Origin of the sequence: Psychrobacter sp. P11F6, assembly GCF_001435295.1 — a bacterium.
Classification (GTDB): Bacteria; Pseudomonadota; Gammaproteobacteria; order Pseudomonadales; family Moraxellaceae; genus Psychrobacter.
In genome coordinates this window covers 2,937,225-2,953,057 of record NZ_CM003594.1, presented here as the reverse complement: position 1 = coordinate 2,953,057, position 15,833 = coordinate 2,937,225, and the positions used below count along the sequence as shown (strand labels likewise).

Here is a 15,833-nt window from a genome sequence, read left to right as displayed (position 1 = left end):
TTTAATGAACCATGCTCGGATGCCAAAGTACGTGAACTATAAAATAATAAGCCACTGATAAGCTAAATCGCCTTTAAGTGGCTCATCTTCTTATTAATGAGGGCGAGTCAGATCGACTGAGGTGCCGCTTACATTGTCTTTCAAGCTGACTTTGAGCATGAGGTAACCTGCGATACCAGAGACGATTGAGCCCATAATAATACCTAAGCGCTCATCAAATAAGGCTGTTTCACCAGCAAATGCCAGACCGCCGATGAACAGACTCATGGTAAAACCAACACCACAGAGTAAGGCTGCACCGTAAATCTGCTTATAATTCATGCCTCTTGGCATGGTTGAGATACCAAGCTTAAAGATTAACCAGCACATGATCATCACGCCCAATTGCTTACCGATGAATAGACCGGCCGCAATACCAAGCGGTACTGAATGGAACAGCTCAGCGAAGCCTGCACCTTTGAGGGATATGCCTGAGTTGGCAAATGCGAATAATGGCAAGATACCAAAGGCAACGGTGTTATGTAAATCGTGCTCTAGCTCTTCTAGTGGTGAGTGCTCAGGATCAGTACGGTCAAACATAGGAATAAATAGTGCTAAGACCACGCCAGCCAAGGTGGCATGGATGCCGGACTTGAGTACCGCAATCCACATGATCACACCGATCAGCAGATAAGGCGTGATGCTGGTGACGTTGCGACGATTAAGAAGGTATAAGAAGGGTAGACATAGACCTGCCACTGCCAATGACTCTAATGACAAATCACTGGTATAAAATAAAGCGATGATTAAAATGGCGCCAATATCATCGAAGATAGCAATCGATACTAAAAATACCTTTAAAGAGTTGGGGACGCGATTGCCTAACAAACTCAAAATACCTAGGGCAAAAGCAATATCGGTCGCGGCTGGAATCGCCCATCCTTTCCAAAACTCAGGCTCGTTATAGTTAAAGAGTAGATAGACAATCGCTGGCATTATCATGCCACCGAGTGCCGCACCAGCTGGCAGGATGATTTGCTTAACGTTAGACAGCTCACCGATCAACACTTCACGCTTTAGCTCAAGTCCCACTAAAAAAAAGAAAATCGCCATCAAACCGTCATTAATCCAGTGATGAGCGTCTTTAGCGATAGCAAACTCACCGATTTGAATGGCAACGGGTGCGTGAATAAAGCCCTCGTACCACACATTAAGAGGAGAGTTGGCAATAATCATTGCAGCAATGGCAGCCAATGCTAGGACGATACCGCCCGCTGCCTCAAATTCAAAAAATGCTTTAATCCTGCGTATTGCCATATCATCCTCATTTGCTAAACACGAATTACAAATTAATCCAATAACCTCAAATATCTATGACATGACTCATAAAGACATGATAGACAGCAACAGTTTCTCATACTCTTATTGATATAGACAACAAAATACGTCAACCAAAAGTTATAAGTGCCACTTGCCACATTAATAATAGCGATATTATAAAGTCGATAGAGCAGACAAAAGCTTGGTCAGTCGTTACATACTTTTAATCAATCGCTGTTTATCTTAGATACTTATTAAGCCGTTAGACAAATCTAGCAGACTTTTTTACGTTTTTGGCTTTTTTTAGCGTTTTATCTTTATAATGATTGGCATTTTGTGATGTTCTGTCACAGCTTTAATACATATCAGCAGTACTATCAGCTAATGAATAGCAAATTTGATAGCAACATTGCTACTAATATTTTATTTCCAGTTCTTAAAGCCCGTTCTTAAAGCCAGTTTTTAGAACTTCCTCATTTTCCATCATAAAATTTACAGGTCAGCGTCATGGACTTATCGCTTTCGTTAGAGGTTATATTAATGCTCACCGCTGTGGCAGCGTTGGCAGGCTTTATTGATGCCATCGCTGGTGGTGGCGGTTTATTGACCATCCCCGCCATGTTACTCGCCAATATCCCACCAGTGCTAACGCTTGGTACCAATAAGCTACAAGCCGCTTCAGGTGCGCTAGCAGCCTCTATTACGATGATTAGAAAAGGGGTGGTCAAACCGCAACGTATCAAAGTAGCTATCGTTGGCGCTTTTATCGGTTCTGTTCTCGGCACTATCGCTGTACAGATGTCGCCGCCAGATCTGCTTGAGACACTGATTCCGTTTTTGATTGCGGCTATCGGGATTTATACCTTGTTTGCGCCTCGACTTGGCGAAGTAGAAGCTGCGCCGCGTATCTCAGAAGGTAAATGGCAAAAAGTGGTTGCACCGCTAATTGGTTTTTATGATGGTTATATTGGACCAGGCACAGGGATGTTTTTTGCGCTCGGCAACGTGGCATTGCGCGGTCGTCAAATTATCGAAGCAACAGGCGCAGCAAAGGTATTGAATTTATCGACCAATATTGGCTCGTTAATATTCTTTATTTTGGGCGGTAATGTCTTGTGGAAAGTAGGGCTTGCCATGATGGTGGGACAAACGATAGGTGCGTATTTTGGCTCTCATATGGTGGTCAAAGGCGGTAGTAAGCTGATTCGTCCGATGATTGTAGTGGTATGCTTGGCGATGGTAACCAAATACGTTTTTGGTTGATTGTTGTTCAACACGCCCTAAATGTATTTAGTAAAGAAAAAAACCTCAGCCAATATGACTGAGGTTTTTTATGTATATTGAATAAACTATCAAAATCTATTCAATGCGAGTGCCTAGCGGCGACGATCGATATCATCGTACTCACTGCCCATGATCCCATCACTAAAGACTTCAGAGAATTCACGCTCATTGTCTTCATCAATGTGACCATCAAACACGTCTTTTGCACCAGCGTTAGGATCGTTATAAATAGCCAAATCCATTTTGCCTTCTGATTTTGCCACAATAGCCGTCACAGCGGCATCGCCACCGACGTTCACTGCGGTACGTAACATATCAAGAATACGATCCACACCTAAGATAAGACCGATACCTTCGATAGGTAGACCGACTTGGGCAAATACCATTGATAGCATAATCAGACCAACACCCGGTACACCAGCGGTACCGACGGAAGCCAAAACGGACATTAGAATGACAGTCAGATACTCAGTCACGCCCAAGTCAATACCATAGATATTGGCAATGAAAATGGTCGCCGTACCTTGCATGATGGCGGTACCATCCATGTTGATGGTCGCACCAAAAGGCACCGTAAATGAAGCAACTGAGTTATTGACACCCATACGCTTGGTGACCGTACGCAAGGTAATAGGAATCGTCGCGTTCGAGCTTGACGTACTAAAAGCAAAAATCTGAACTTCACGCATTTTTGCCAAAAAGGTTTTGATGGATAAGCCTGAAGAGACTTTGAGTACAATCATCATAGTGACAAAGAAATGGAATGCCAATGAGCCGACCAATACCGCCACATAACCGAGCAGTGACCAAATCAAGTCTAAACCCAGCTCGGCCATTGCTTTGGTCAATAGCGCAAATACACCATAAGGTGCAAGATTCATGATGATGGTCACCATTTTTAAGATGACTTCATTGATTAATTCTAAGCTCTGCACTAAGCCTTTAGCAGGTTTACCCACCATCAAAATACTAACACCGATCAAAATAGCAAAGAAAATAATCGATAACATATCACCATTTGCCATCGCGCTGATGGGGTTTGATGGGATAATATTAGAGAACACATCAAGCAGCGGCGGTGCTGAAGCTGCTTCAAATGCCGCTTCAGTTTCGATATTCATGCCTTTACCGATACCAAATAGCACGCCAAGCCCAATCGCTGTTGCGATAGCCAGAGCTGTTGTCATCATATAAATAAGAAATGTCTTGGTGCCGATGCGACCAAGCAAACGAATATCCCCAATACCGCAAACACCGCAAATCAGTGAGATCAGCACCAAAGGCACGACTAGCATTTTGAGTGAGTTGACAAATAGCTTGCCGACAATGGCGAGGAAGCCATTGGTAATGTACGTATGAATGAAACCGCCTTCAGCGTTCAGTCCTGAATAGTTTATAAACAATCCCAGTATGATACCGAGTACCATAGCGACAATAATCTTGCCGGTCAGTCCCATATTTTTCCACATAACTTATATCCTTTGTGTACGTGCCCCAGTAGCGAATAGATAGGCTGCTCACATCAATGTGATTGTTGCCATTATTATCACCGCTCTTGCTACGTCTATTAAATTCTTTCAACTTCCACTTAGTGTCACGTTTTCGGGGCACAATATAAAATAATTGTTAAGGATACTGCAACGTTTTTTTATGACTAAGGTAATATAAATCAATAGTTAAGTTGTCTGCGCCGAATTTTTCGCGAGTAAAGTAGGTAAATGACAAGGCATATTGACCAATATTAGCGCGTGTTGAACATTCAAAAATAGATATTGCTGATCGCTAAAACTGTTCCAGACAAAGCATAAAATGACAATAATGTTCATGCGTGAATTAGTTTTATAACATATTTTTTATATGGAGCTGGGAGAATTTAGTATTATTTCCAATATTAATAGAGGGAGACAGGGCTCTTTTTTAACATTTCATTGTTAAAAGTAGACGCTTAGAATGACTAAACTGACTGTTTTTAACGTCAAACTGCCTAAAAAACAGTCTCTGTCAGTGCCATGGTTGAATCATCAAACATGCCTTAATGGTTAAAAACGGCGATTTATAACTAAAAAAAGACTGCTCAAATTGGGCAGTCTTTTCTAAGTGGATGATCAGAATGTATCGTGCAAGGCTTCTATAGTCATTCCACTATAAAAGTATTACTGCGTTAACCTCGCTTGAAGTATTAAATATACATCTACACTCGGTTGCCTTGTACTACTTTTAAATTGAATCGACTATAGCAGCCTTAACATCTATTGTTTTTTAAATATTTTAAGCCTGATTCTTTTGTGCCTTGTTATTTCAAAGCTTGTCATTTCAAGAATTATCAAAGCTTTAAACTTTGTCACTTTCATCACGGCGTAGACCATCCTGCCATTTAGGATCAGTAGCGGCAGGTTTGTCTATATCATCCTTCACATTTTCTGCATTTTCAGATATTTCAGAAGGCTCTAGGTCGTCAGCATTATGTTGATTCAGACGATGGTTGTTACTCATGCGTTCACTTAAGTGTGACTCTGCATCACGGTGGCGATGATCTAGTGCTTCGATCTTAGGCTCAGACTCATCAAAGTTGGTCTGTGCACGTACCTCCTCAATAGTATCTTGCTCTTTGACCATTTCTACATCACCGTCACTCTCATAACCATGATTGGGGTTGGCATCGCCAGTTGGTTTGTCTGTATTGACGGGCGTACCCAAGTCATTAGAGTTGACATCATTTTCAGCTGTCATGTTTGTCGCAATGCCATTTCTGGCTTGCGCGTCATTTTTCAATTGTGCATAGTCCGTCAGTTGCTGTACAGCATTATCGAGGCTGTGTGGATTGGTGCGCTCTTGGGCATGCAATAAATGTTTATCGAACACGTCAGTCAATAATGAGTTAAAGCGTATGGCGTTGTACTGAATAAGCACTTCAGCTTCTTCTTCGGTAATATCGCCGTTTTGGCTGGCATATACCACATGATCCTCAAAAGTAAGCCCTTCAAAACTGTCCTGGTGTTCAGCCTTTTTAAACCTCTGCCATAATGGCTCGATGCTCAGTAGCGTTTGATAAGCGTGTTCCATACGTCCAGTGACATCATCAGCTTCAGTATTATAATAGACCATGGTTTTGAGATAATCACGGAACGGGTTGGCTTCAAAGTCATCCATAAAAGCATCGCCCAGCTTGCGTTTGAGCTCATCGCTTGGCGGCGTAAAGATAGAGCCGCTGGGAAAAGTCACAAAACTGACCAAACTGGCCGCCATACGATTAGGGAAGTTTGCAAAAAAGGCTTCAAAAGCTTCTTGAATGGTATATAAGCTATTTTGTAAGGCAACCTCAGCATGCAAGCGTTCGGAAGCTGATTTAGTACCATGCTCATAAAACTGCAAAATAGCAGTGCTAATGAATAAATGGCTATGAATATCAGCTAAGCGCCCAGACAGCATCTCTTTACGTTTTAAGTCACCAGCGAGCAACCCTAATGCCATGTCAGCCGTTAAGGCAAAGCTTGCGCTCAGGCGGTTGATGTATTTGTAGTAGGGACGAGTAAAGCTGTCCGCAAAGCTTGGTGCATGATTACTGCCACCGACATAACCTGCGACAAATGCCTTTGCGCCGCGATTAAAGGTATAACCCAAATGTTTAAAAAATAGCGTGTCGAACTGTTTGAGTGCGCCTTCTTTATCTTCGCTTTGCAGCAATTGCAGCTCATCAAAGAGATAAGGATGGCAACGCATCGCGCCTTGACCAAATATCATGAGTGAGCGCGTCAAGATATTTGCGCCTTCAACCGTGATAGATACTGGAATTGCCTGATAAGGTGTGGCCAAAAAGTTACGTGGACCCATCTGTACCGCGCGACCACCAACCACATCCATACCGTCGTTAACCACACTGCGCATGGTTTCAGTCGCATAGTATTTTGCCATTGCCGTCATCACTGATGGTGTGCCGCCTTGGTTCAGACCGCAGGTGACGAGGTGACGAAATGCCTCTAGCATATAAGTGTTACTTGCCATGCGGCTGGTAGCGTCTTGGACGCCTTCAAACTTGCCAACAGAGATTTTAAACTGTTCGCGTACTTTGGCAAAAGCACCGACAGACAGATATGTCATTTCACTGGCTGAGGTTGATAAAGCTGGTAAAGAGATGCCGCGACCAACGCCCAAGCACTCCATCAGCATACGCCAACCGCGACCCGCATTTTCGACGCCGCCAATGATGTAATCTAGTGGAATAAAGACGTCTTTACCATCGACTGTACCATTCATAAATGGCGAGCCAATTGGATTATGGCGTGGTCCTATGATAACGCCTTCATGGCTGGCAGGAACGAGCGCACAAGTGATACCGTAATCGGTCTTATCAGGATTGCCAAGCAAACCTTCAGGATCGTGCATCTTGAATGCTAAACCCACGACCGTGGCGATAGGTGCGAGGGTAATCCAGCGCTTAGAAAAGTTCATACGCAAACCGAGCACTTGCTCGCCCTCATGCGCACCATAACAAACCACCCCTGTATCTGGAATCGCACCAGCATCGGAACCTGCTTCTGGGCCAGTCAAACCAAAGCAAGGCACCTCGTCACCCTTGGCAAGACCGGGTAGCCAACGCTGTTTTTGCGCGTCCGTACCATAGTGCATCAACAGCTCACCAGGGCCGAGCGAGTTTGGCACCATACAGGTAACCGCAGCGGTTGGCGAGCGTGAAGCGATTTTGCTCATGATACGGCTTTGTGCATAAGAGCTAAAATCTAAACCGCCAAACTCTTTTGGAATGATTAAGCCTAAAAATCCATTGGCTTTGATAAATTGCCACGCTTCAGGCGACAGCTCTTTGTCTTCATGCTGAATTTTCCATTCATCAAGCATGGCGCATAGTACTTCTACTTCATTATCAATAAAGCTTTGCTCTTCTGCCGACAGCTCTGGATAGGGATATTGAGCAAAAGTATCCCAGTCAGGCGCACCCATAAACAGCTCTTTTTCCCACCAGCTGGTACCCGCATCGAGTGCTTCTCGCTCGGTATCGCTCATGCTCGGCATTGCCCCGCCCAAAGTCTTGTAAACAGGTCTGGTAATCAGTGACTGACGAATAGGGGCGACGAGCAAAACGATGCAAAGTAAAGCGATTGGTATGCCCAAAATGAGCGACCAAGGACTGATAAAGGCGGTGACAAGGACGGTAACTAGGGCAACGATACTGCCTGTGACTCGTGATAGGGACAATAAAAAGATGGCTAAAACCATGGCTAATTGAATAATGATTGCCAAAATAAATAAGCCAATTGCCATGACTATCTCCTTTTATAACGCTAAACCAAAAGCGCGAAAAATGTGTGTGTATTAAAGTATTTGAATAAATCTTGTTGTTATTTTTGCTGATGTTTAAGGGTCTGGTGACCAAATTAAACCAATGAGCCGTTATGGATTTTGTAGCATATTTTATAATCAATTTTAATTTGTTGAGCATTTTACAAAAGTGGCTTTGATAACTACCTAACCAGTGACAGACAAATAAAAGACAAATTTAGCCATCAATATGAAACAGTTGCCGATAACTATCAATAGCTAAAATGCTACGCTGTGTCGATTATATGTATCAAGATTTTCTCATATAGGCAAAAATAACAGTCGTAATCAGTTATCCAAAAGGCGCTAAGCAGCTTTCGGCATAAGATAATGTCTCATTGCGTCCAACAATGATGTGGTCTACCAAGGATAAATCGATTAAATCGCAGGCTTTCTTTAGCTCGTAAGTTAATAAGTTGTCTGCCGTTGAAGGGGTCGCGTCGGTATGCGGATGATTGTGTGCGACAATGAGTTGGCTGGCGGCGTGACTCAAGGCATGACGCAGAACGTGTTTGATACAGACGGAGCAAGAGGAGATGCCGCCAGTAAACAGTATCTCAAAATTAATGAGATTTAACGCATTGTCTAAGCAAAGTACCGCAAAGACTTCGCGATGCTCCCCGCGCAGCTGAGTGCTGATATAGTCTTTGACCATTTGCGAGTGCCCAAGTGCGTGACCAGTTTTAAGCTGACTGTCCAAATAACGCGTGCCCATCTCAAGTGAGGCCAATATCTGCGCGTATTTGGCAGGACCAATACCATGACAAGCAAGAACCATCTGTTGCGGCGCTGCCAATAATTCTGCCAAGCTACCAAATTGCTCGATCAAATGACGCGCCAGCTCGATAGCTGACTGTGACTGCGTACCTGTGCGCAGAAATATCGCTAATATCTCGGCATCAGATAAATGCTCTGCCCCAAATTTTAGTAGTTTTTCACGTGGTCTATCATCTTCATGCCAGTCTTTAATCGCCATTGTCACTCCTTGAGAATGGATTGCTGCCAGATATATTGAGTAAATACGGAAATTCTTACCCAACTTATCTCATAATTGTTACTATAAGCGCAATTTTATCTTTCAACTTTTTATTGATGCCATGCTTATGTCCAATATTGTGCTTGCTATCACTGGCGGTATCGCCGCTTATAAATCTGCTATCTTTGCCCGCCTATTAATCAAGGCAGGCTTTGAGGTGCGTGTCATTATGACCACAGGCGCACAAGCCTTCATTACGCCACTGACCCTGCAAGCTTTGACTGGCAATGAGGTGCATATCTCCTTGTTAGATGAGCAAGCAGAAGCGGGGATGGGTCATATTGAGCTGGCGAAATGGGCAGATTTAATCATCATTGCCCCAGCCTCTGCCAATACGCTTGCGCGTCTCGCGATGGGCATGGCTGATGATTTATTGACAACCGTATGCCTTGCAACGGCGGCACCAGTCATCATTGCACCAGCCATGAATCAGCAGATGTGGGCGCACCCTGCGGTCAATCTCAATGTCCAAACCCTGCGCGATATGAATTATCAGATTATTCAACCTGCTAGCGGTGAGCAAGCCTGCGGTGATGTGGGAGCAGGGCGTTTGCCTGAACCAGAGCAGCTATTGGCAGAAGTGTTATTATTTAACGCCATGCAAACCGCGCCGCAATTATTGGCAGGTAAACGAGTGGTAATTACTGCAGGACCGACGGTAGAAGCTATCGATCCGGTGCGTTACTTGTCCAATCACTCTACTGGTAAGATGGGCTTTGCATTAGCACGTGCTTGCGTGGCTGCTGGTGCAGACGTTATCTTGATTGCGGGTGGCAAAGTGGCACTGCCGACACCGCTGAATGTCACGCGCATTGATGTATTGTCGGCTAAAGAGATGCTGATAGCAGCCCAGCAGTGCGTGGATGGTACGCACAGTGCGCTACAGTATGTGCCTGAAGATGAGCACAACCATTCTCACGATCACGAACACGATCATAGCTATCAACATGAACATCATGGCGAGTGTGATTGTGGCGATGATCATAGCCACAGTCATGACCACAGCCATGAGATTGATGATAAACAGCATGCTCATAGCGAGAATCAAAATGTAATGGCGGATATCTTTATTGCCACGGCGGCTGTCGCTGATTATCGTACTGAAGAAGCTGCCCCGCAAAAAATTAAAAAAACCCAAGATGCGATGACGCTGAGTTTGGTCAAAAACCCTGATATTCTAGCGACGATTTCGCTTGCGCATCCAGCGCTGTTTGTCGTTGGTTTTGCGGCAGAAACGCAAGATATCGAGCGCTATGCTCGTGGCAAACTGGTGTCTAAAGATCTAGATTTGATTGCTTGTAATGATGTTTCACGAGCAGATATTGGTTTTGCCAGCGATAACAATGCCATGCAGGTATTTTTCTCAGAGCGTTATAAGAGTGAAGCTGTGACACTTGAGAAGGCGAGCAAAGATAAGATTGCCGAGCAGTTGGCTGGCATCATTGGCGAGACAATATGGCAACGCCATAATGGTCACAATGCCTAGTTATGTCACTATTAATCCAGATATTAGGTCTTAATGTTTATGGCTAATATGATGGATAGTGATAGCACCCAGACGTTGGTATTGATGGTAATCTTTGCGCTGGCATCGTTGCTACACGGTATTAGTGGGCTGGGTGTGACGTTGGTGACGACCACTGCGCTTGCTAGTATCTATCCGTTACCACATGCTATTGTGTTGGTCATTTTTCCGTCATTATTGCTTAATGCCATTACTTGGCTCGCGGGTGGCGGGCGCACAATTTGGCAAAATTTTATCTATTACGGCACGCGTTATTGGTTACTGGCGTTGACCAGCTTAGTTGGTAGTATTCTAGGCGCGAAGCTCTTACTATGGGTCGACAGCGCCTATATTTTATTACTATTGGCAGCGGTTATTGGTTTTTATGTCATAAGCAGCTTGCTTGGTAAGCAACTCCGTCTACCTGCTACCAAGCCTGTATTGATTATCGTTGGCTTTAGTGCAGGCGTGATTGGCGGGGCGACCAATGCCATGTCGACCATACTGATGATGTATCTGCTGTCTGCCAGTGATGATAAAAATACCATCGCTAAAGTCGGTAACATGTGCTATTTTTTGGGTAAAATCGCCCAAATTATTGTATTGCGTGAGCCTATTATGGCACTCAGCAGTGGTGAATGGCAGCTGATTATTCTACTTAGTGTACTATCGATTGCTGCGCTTTTAGTCGGCATCCGCTTGCGTCGCTATTTGCCACAAGCACGCTTTCGTCAGCTTATTTTATTGATACTTACCGTGCTTGGTATTCGTGTCGGCTGGCAGGGAGTTATGGCATTTTTGTAAAATAGCTCGCGAGGCAGCTGGCTTTTTAGATGCTATTTTATGCGCGCGTTATTTTGTTATTTCATTAAAAAATATCTGTTGCGCCAAACGAAAAGTATTACAGTGCGCCTCAACCACATCGTCGATATCTTCTGAATAGCCACCACCCATCACGATAGCGATAGGAATTTTAGCGGCTTTTGCTTGGCGTAATACATATTCATCACGCGCTTTACAACCCTCTATCGTCAGCCCTAACTTTCCTAATTTATCAGTTGCCAGCACATCGACAGCGGATTGATAAAATATCATATCGGGCGCAACGTCGCTAATCAAACGTGGTAATGTCGCCTCTAGTAACTGCAAATATTCCACATCGCCAGTATCATTGTCTAGCTCAATATCCAAATCTGATACTTGCTTTCGAAATGGATAGTTCTTTGCGCCATGCATGCTAAACACAAAAACGCGCGGCTCACCTGCCATAATACTGGCATTGCCATTGCCCTGATGGACGTCTAAATCGACGACTAAAATCTTTTGCGCCTGTCCACGATTTAATAATAAATTACTCGCGATACAAACATCATTAAACACGCAAAACCCTTCGCCATGATCAGCAAACGCATGATGCGTGCCACCTGCGACATTCATCGCCGCGCCATATTGCTGCGCATATAATGCACATTCATAAGTGGCATGAGCAATATAACGCCCACGTTCTACCAGCTCAGGTGTCATTTCAAAGCCAATGGCTCGCGCTTCCTTTCGTGGTAGCGTTTGGGTTTTTAGCTGATACCAGTAGTCCGCAGTATGCGTGGTCAAAATCTCATCTTCGCTCAAACGTGCAGGGGCAAAAAAGTTGTCGGTACTGATAATGCCTTCAGCCAATAGCCGCTCAGGAATCATGGTGTATTTTTGCATGGGAAAGCGGTGTTTTTCCGGCACGGAATATCGAAAAATATCAGAGTAAGCAATTTTTAGCATAGTGTTAGAGGATGTCTTTTTTGAAAAGTATTTTAAGAATAAATAGGTTTAAACGCTTTAGCAGTAAGGTGCTGGTGAGACATTGTAAAAGCTACGGATAGCTATGGTAGTCAGTTCATTACTGCACAAATTGCGTTGGCAAAAAGAAGGTTCTAGAATCTGATTGTTGACGTAGCTCGGTCAGCAATGTCGGTAAGTCTTCCGCAGGGTTTTGATTATCGATCAAATCACTAAATATCTCATTCGCGACCGTGGTCATCGCGATGACACTTTGTAATAAATGCTCGATAGCATCATTACCGATGCCTACCGCTTCGACATCGATAGCGTGTTTGTAGCGTATCTCGCCATCATTGACATCCATTTCTAGATTGCCGATTAGCAAGTCATAATTTATTTGAGTAATCAGTAGCATCGCCGCGCTTTGATGACTTTCTGGTATTAAAAATGGCAAAATTCCATAGACTGCCAGCAGCTTGTTGTTTTCTTGCACGCGAAACAAATAGCCGCAATCGAGACTTTTATTGCGCATTCTAAGCGATAAGTGATGCGATTGCTGACGGTCATTGTTTTTGTTGCCACTGCTTTTGGGTCGATAGTGAGTATAGTGCCATTGCTTATCATTAAAGTACTGTTTCAGAAAATCGATAATGGGCGTGTCGCTAGCTTCGTGTTGACTGGCACTCGAGTTAAAGGCGTCAGTTTCTGAATATTCGCTTGTGTTTTTGACATCAGATTCGGAATTGATTTCGGTATTATCATGAGCGTCACTAGTATCCTCATCATCTGTATCACTACTATATGTATCACTACTATACATGTCATGAGGCTCTGTTTGTATCATATCAACTTCATCAGCCTGCGCTGCTGAACCAGTCAGTAACTGTTTGAGTTTTTGCCACAAGCTGAGTGTATTACGTTGACTCATAAGTATGGTGCTGTCAAATAAATGAATGAGATGGGAAACTGAGACAAATACATCAAGACAGTAAACGACTAGGTATTAAATGCTAAGCCTTTTTTGATATTCGGTTGCTCATAAAACGCTTGTAACATTTCACGAGTATGTGCCGTCAACCACTCGCTTTCAATGGCATCGTGCACCACAGGTAATAGCGCTGTACTCAATTGAGTCATGGCTTGCTCATCAATATGAAGACTCGAAATTACCGTCGCAATAGTATCTGACTGATGATTACCATACCAAGTATCGATGCTCGCTGCCACAAGGCTGTGTAAGTAAGGCGACTGGCGCAGGCGGTTATAGCTTTGCTGAATGCTGGCTTCGATATGATCGATACTACTGTTGTCAGGCTCATCACGCAGATAAGTCTGTAGATGACTGACAGGCTGGTCTTTGATTCGTGCCCAACCAGTGATTAATAATCGCGCGACTTCGTCATTTGATAAATGCTCTTGCGCATTGGCTTCTGCGCGGCGTGCTAAATCTTTAATATTACGATGCAAATACGCCTGCAGTTTTTCATCAAGGTTTCTATTGGTCGCTTTTTCAAAAGAGCTGCGCCCAAATTTCATCAGTTTACCAGCAGCGCCTGCTTTATCCAGCGTGGTTTCCATAAAGTCATTAATGGCATGATATAGCGTTTGGGTTAGCAAATCGGCAAAAGTCTCGTTGCCGACCAGGGTATGAATCAAGATATTGCGTTGCTGATCGTGGCTACCAACATAATTGGCAAGGGTTTCAACTTGAGTGTCATCCACCAGCTCAGACAACGGCACGTTATCATTGACTGGATGATAAATAATCGTATGCAAGATATCGCGAATATCTTTACGTATCACATCAGTCATCGGTTGATTGAGTAGCCAGTCATTAATCAGCTGTTGCAAATCATCGGCACTGACATATTTATTCAATGGCTGTGCAGCAAACCATTGCCATGCCTGCATAGACAGCGGTTCAGCTTGCGTGCGCAACCATTGCTGCATAAACGCAACTTGTGCCTCGATTAAGCCATCTATGGTTAGCGCTGGCATATCTAAATTTTGGTTATCTTTTGAAGTCTGCATAGGTTTTGAGGTCATAATAATCGACAATTTGTTATACTGTGTGGTTGGGGTAAGCATAAAGTATTATGCCATGAACGTCATCTGTGTTTGTGATGAATGTTGACTGCTGCTTAATAAATAATGAGAGGTTTTGATGACAGCTCTGAATACCGCCTTACTTGCGCTTGATGAGCTGACCGTTCAGCGCGGCGAAACCCCTCTATGTGAAGGGGTAGTACTCAATCTGGCAGCTGGTAGCATTTGCCATTTAATTGGTGCCAATGGTACTGGTAAGACCACTTTACTGATGCAGCTGGCTGGGTTATTGCCAGTATTAAGCGATGAGGTTTATTATCAAGGAGCAGCGAATTTACCTATTCAGCCTTTGTACGTGTCGCACCAGTTGGGTATACATCCAAATCTAACGGTCGCACAAAACCTGACCTTTCTGCTAAATTTATATGGGATTAGCCCAAGTGTTGCTGATATTGATGACGCCTTGGCTTGGGTCGGACTACAAGGCTTTGAGACGATTAGCTCAAGCCATTTATCTGCTGGGCAAACCCGCCGTATTACCCTTGCAAGGTTATATTTATTGACCCCTGAGGTGACACCATTATGGCTACTCGATGAGCCTTTTACTGCCCTTGATGTCGATATGGTAGCGCGAATGGAAGACAGATTGCGCGATTTTGCCCATGAAGGCGGCGCTATATTAATGACCAGTCATCAGGCCGTTGGTGTTGCCAATCAAGTGCTCGATTTGTCCGATTATATGGTTTGAATACTAGTTTGCATACTCTCAGTATAAGTGTCACAAGCATCCGTAGAAGAGCAAATAAATGATAGAAATAGACGGTCCAGTACAAACAGTGAATAAAAGCTCAAATACTGACTTAGCTGCGGTGCGCGGTATCAGCTTTATGCAGTTATGGCGGCGCGAGTGGCAAGTCAAACAACAGGGTGCCGTGCAGTGGCTTTATCCGCTAGTGCTGTTTTTGGTCATTATCACCTTATTTCCGCTAGCAGTGGGTAGCGAGCCTGCGCTATTGCAACGCCTTGGCGTGTCGGCGGTGTGGATTGCCGCTCTATTGTCACTGGTCATGGGTGTCGATGGTTTGTTTAAGCCTGCCCTTGATAATGGCACGCTGGCGCAATTGGTCGTTGCCAAAGCATCATTGCCCTTATGGGTGTTGATTCGTTTGGTTATCCATTGGATTTTTAGTAGTGGTATTGTGGCAGCGCTTAGTTTACTTGCCGTGCCTTTGTTTCAGCTTAGTTGGTTTGAGGCGTGGATATTGATGGCTTCTATTGTGACCGGCAGTCCGATGTTGTTGATGCTGTCAGCGGTTGCGAGTAGTTTGACGCTGTCATTAAAGAATGGTGCGGTGCTGGTGCCTTTGATTGCTTTGCCGATGCAGTTGCCAGTGTTGATTTTTGCCACAGGAGCGGTTGATTTATTTGCCACTGGTCTCAATGGTTTACCGATACTGGCTTTATTATTAGCAGGTAGTATTATCTCGGTTTTGGTGATGCCATGGGTGATTGCCATGACGTTAAAAATGGCGTGGCTGAATTAGAAACGACATAAGTTAT

At 44.1% G+C, this 15,833-nt stretch carries 12 protein-coding genes; 5 read left to right on the top strand and 7 right to left on the bottom strand.

Annotated elements, in window-relative coordinates:
• Window positions 1–93: 93 nt before the first annotated feature.
• Window positions 94–1,296, bottom strand: coding sequence for a Na+/H+ antiporter NhaA (gene nhaA / locus AK822_RS12205; protein WP_045444001.1), 1,203 nt, complete (start codon window positions 1,294–1,296; stop codon window positions 94–96).
• Window positions 1,297–1,806: 510 nt separating this feature from the next.
• On the opposite strand from nhaA, the gene AK822_RS12200 reads away from it, so the two are divergent.
• Complete coding sequence (locus AK822_RS12200) at window positions 1,807–2,562, top strand: TSUP family transporter (protein ID WP_045453480.1); 756 nt, start codon at window positions 1,807–1,809, stop codon at window positions 2,560–2,562.
• Between the two features lie 113 nt (window positions 2,563–2,675).
• Here the strand turns inward: AK822_RS12200 and AK822_RS12195 are convergent, their stop codons facing one another.
• The 3 genes from AK822_RS12195 to radC form a co-directional block, all read right to left on the bottom strand.
• The gene (locus AK822_RS12195) at window positions 2,676–4,052 is read right to left on the bottom strand and encodes a dicarboxylate/amino acid:cation symporter (RefSeq protein WP_045444003.1); all 1,377 of its coding nucleotides are present in this window, start codon (window positions 4,050–4,052) and stop codon (window positions 2,676–2,678) included.
• A gap of 862 nt (window positions 4,053–4,914) precedes the next feature.
• Window positions 4,915–7,860 (bottom strand): acyl-CoA dehydrogenase, encoded by a 2,946-nt coding sequence (locus AK822_RS12190; RefSeq protein ID WP_060491828.1) that lies wholly within the window; start codon window positions 7,858–7,860, stop codon window positions 4,915–4,917.
• Between the two features lie 349 nt (window positions 7,861–8,209).
• Window positions 8,210–8,893, bottom strand: coding sequence for a RadC family protein (radC, locus tag AK822_RS12185; RefSeq protein ID WP_060491827.1), 684 nt, complete (start codon window positions 8,891–8,893; stop codon window positions 8,210–8,212).
• Between the two features lie 127 nt (window positions 8,894–9,020).
• On the opposite strand from radC, the gene coaBC reads away from it, so the two are divergent.
• Window positions 9,021–10,439, top strand: a complete 1,419-nt coding sequence (gene coaBC / locus AK822_RS12180) for a bifunctional phosphopantothenoylcysteine decarboxylase/phosphopantothenate--cysteine ligase CoaBC (protein WP_060491826.1) — start codon at window positions 9,021–9,023, stop codon at window positions 10,437–10,439.
• 39 nt (window positions 10,440–10,478) lie between these two features.
• Window positions 10,479–11,261, top strand: a complete 783-nt coding sequence (locus tag AK822_RS12175; RefSeq protein ID WP_060491825.1) for a sulfite exporter TauE/SafE family protein — start codon at window positions 10,479–10,481, stop codon at window positions 11,259–11,261.
• A 48-nt stretch (window positions 11,262–11,309) separates the two neighbouring features.
• Here the strand turns inward: AK822_RS12175 and AK822_RS12170 are convergent, their stop codons facing one another.
• The 3 genes from AK822_RS12170 to AK822_RS12160 form a co-directional block, all read right to left on the bottom strand.
• The gene (locus tag AK822_RS12170; protein ID WP_060491824.1) at window positions 11,310–12,227 is read right to left on the bottom strand and encodes a histone deacetylase family protein; all 918 of its coding nucleotides are present in this window, start codon (window positions 12,225–12,227) and stop codon (window positions 11,310–11,312) included.
• Window positions 12,228–12,345: 118 nt separating this feature from the next.
• Complete coding sequence (locus AK822_RS12165) at window positions 12,346–13,155, bottom strand: YbjN domain-containing protein (RefSeq protein WP_060491823.1); 810 nt, start codon at window positions 13,153–13,155, stop codon at window positions 12,346–12,348.
• Between the two features lie 68 nt (window positions 13,156–13,223).
• On the bottom strand, window positions 13,224–14,315 hold the full coding sequence (locus tag AK822_RS12160) for a hypothetical protein (protein ID WP_228139028.1): 1,092 nt from the start codon (window positions 14,313–14,315) through the stop codon (window positions 13,224–13,226).
• A gap of 76 nt (window positions 14,316–14,391) precedes the next feature.
• On the opposite strand from AK822_RS12160, the gene ccmA reads away from it, so the two are divergent.
• Window positions 14,392–15,021: a heme ABC exporter ATP-binding protein CcmA gene (gene ccmA, locus AK822_RS12155; protein WP_060491822.1), complete on the top strand. Its 630-nt coding sequence runs from the start codon at window positions 14,392–14,394 to the stop codon at window positions 15,019–15,021.
• Between the two features lie 139 nt (window positions 15,022–15,160).
• The gene (locus tag AK822_RS12150; protein WP_045444605.1) at window positions 15,161–15,817 is read left to right on the top strand and encodes a heme exporter protein CcmB; all 657 of its coding nucleotides are present in this window, start codon (window positions 15,161–15,163) and stop codon (window positions 15,815–15,817) included.
• Window positions 15,818–15,833: the final 16 nt, after the last annotated feature.

What these genes read in the sequence shown, in the direction of transcription:
- nhaA (WP_045444001.1), bottom strand. Translation starts at nt 1,296, where the DNA reads ATGGCAATACGCAGGATTAAAGCATTTTTTGAATTTGAGGCAGCGGGC.
- AK822_RS12200 (WP_045453480.1), top strand. Translation starts at nt 1,807, where the DNA reads ATGGACTTATCGCTTTCGTTAGAGGTTATATTAATGCTCACCGCTGTG.
- AK822_RS12195 (WP_045444003.1), bottom strand. Translation starts at nt 4,052, where the DNA reads ATGTGGAAAAATATGGGACTGACCGGCAAGATTATTGTCGCTATGGTA.
- AK822_RS12190 (WP_060491828.1), bottom strand. Translation starts at nt 7,860, where the DNA reads ATGGCAATTGGCTTATTTATTTTGGCAATCATTATTCAATTAGCCATG.
- radC (WP_060491827.1), bottom strand. Translation starts at nt 8,893, where the DNA reads ATGGCGATTAAAGACTGGCATGAAGATGATAGACCACGTGAAAAACTA.
- coaBC (WP_060491826.1), top strand. Translation starts at nt 9,021, where the DNA reads ATGTCCAATATTGTGCTTGCTATCACTGGCGGTATCGCCGCTTATAAA.
- AK822_RS12175 (WP_060491825.1), top strand. Translation starts at nt 10,479, where the DNA reads ATGGCTAATATGATGGATAGTGATAGCACCCAGACGTTGGTATTGATG.
- AK822_RS12170 (WP_060491824.1), bottom strand. Translation starts at nt 12,227, where the DNA reads ATGCTAAAAATTGCTTACTCTGATATTTTTCGATATTCCGTGCCGGAA.
- AK822_RS12165 (WP_060491823.1), bottom strand. Translation starts at nt 13,155, where the DNA reads ATGAGTCAACGTAATACACTCAGCTTGTGGCAAAAACTCAAACAGTTA.
- AK822_RS12160 (WP_228139028.1), bottom strand. Translation starts at nt 14,315, where the DNA reads ATGCTTACCCCAACCACACAGTATAACAAATTGTCGATTATTATGACC.
- ccmA (WP_060491822.1), top strand. Translation starts at nt 14,392, where the DNA reads ATGACAGCTCTGAATACCGCCTTACTTGCGCTTGATGAGCTGACCGTT.
- AK822_RS12150 (WP_045444605.1), top strand. Translation starts at nt 15,161, where the DNA reads ATGCAGTTATGGCGGCGCGAGTGGCAAGTCAAACAACAGGGTGCCGTG.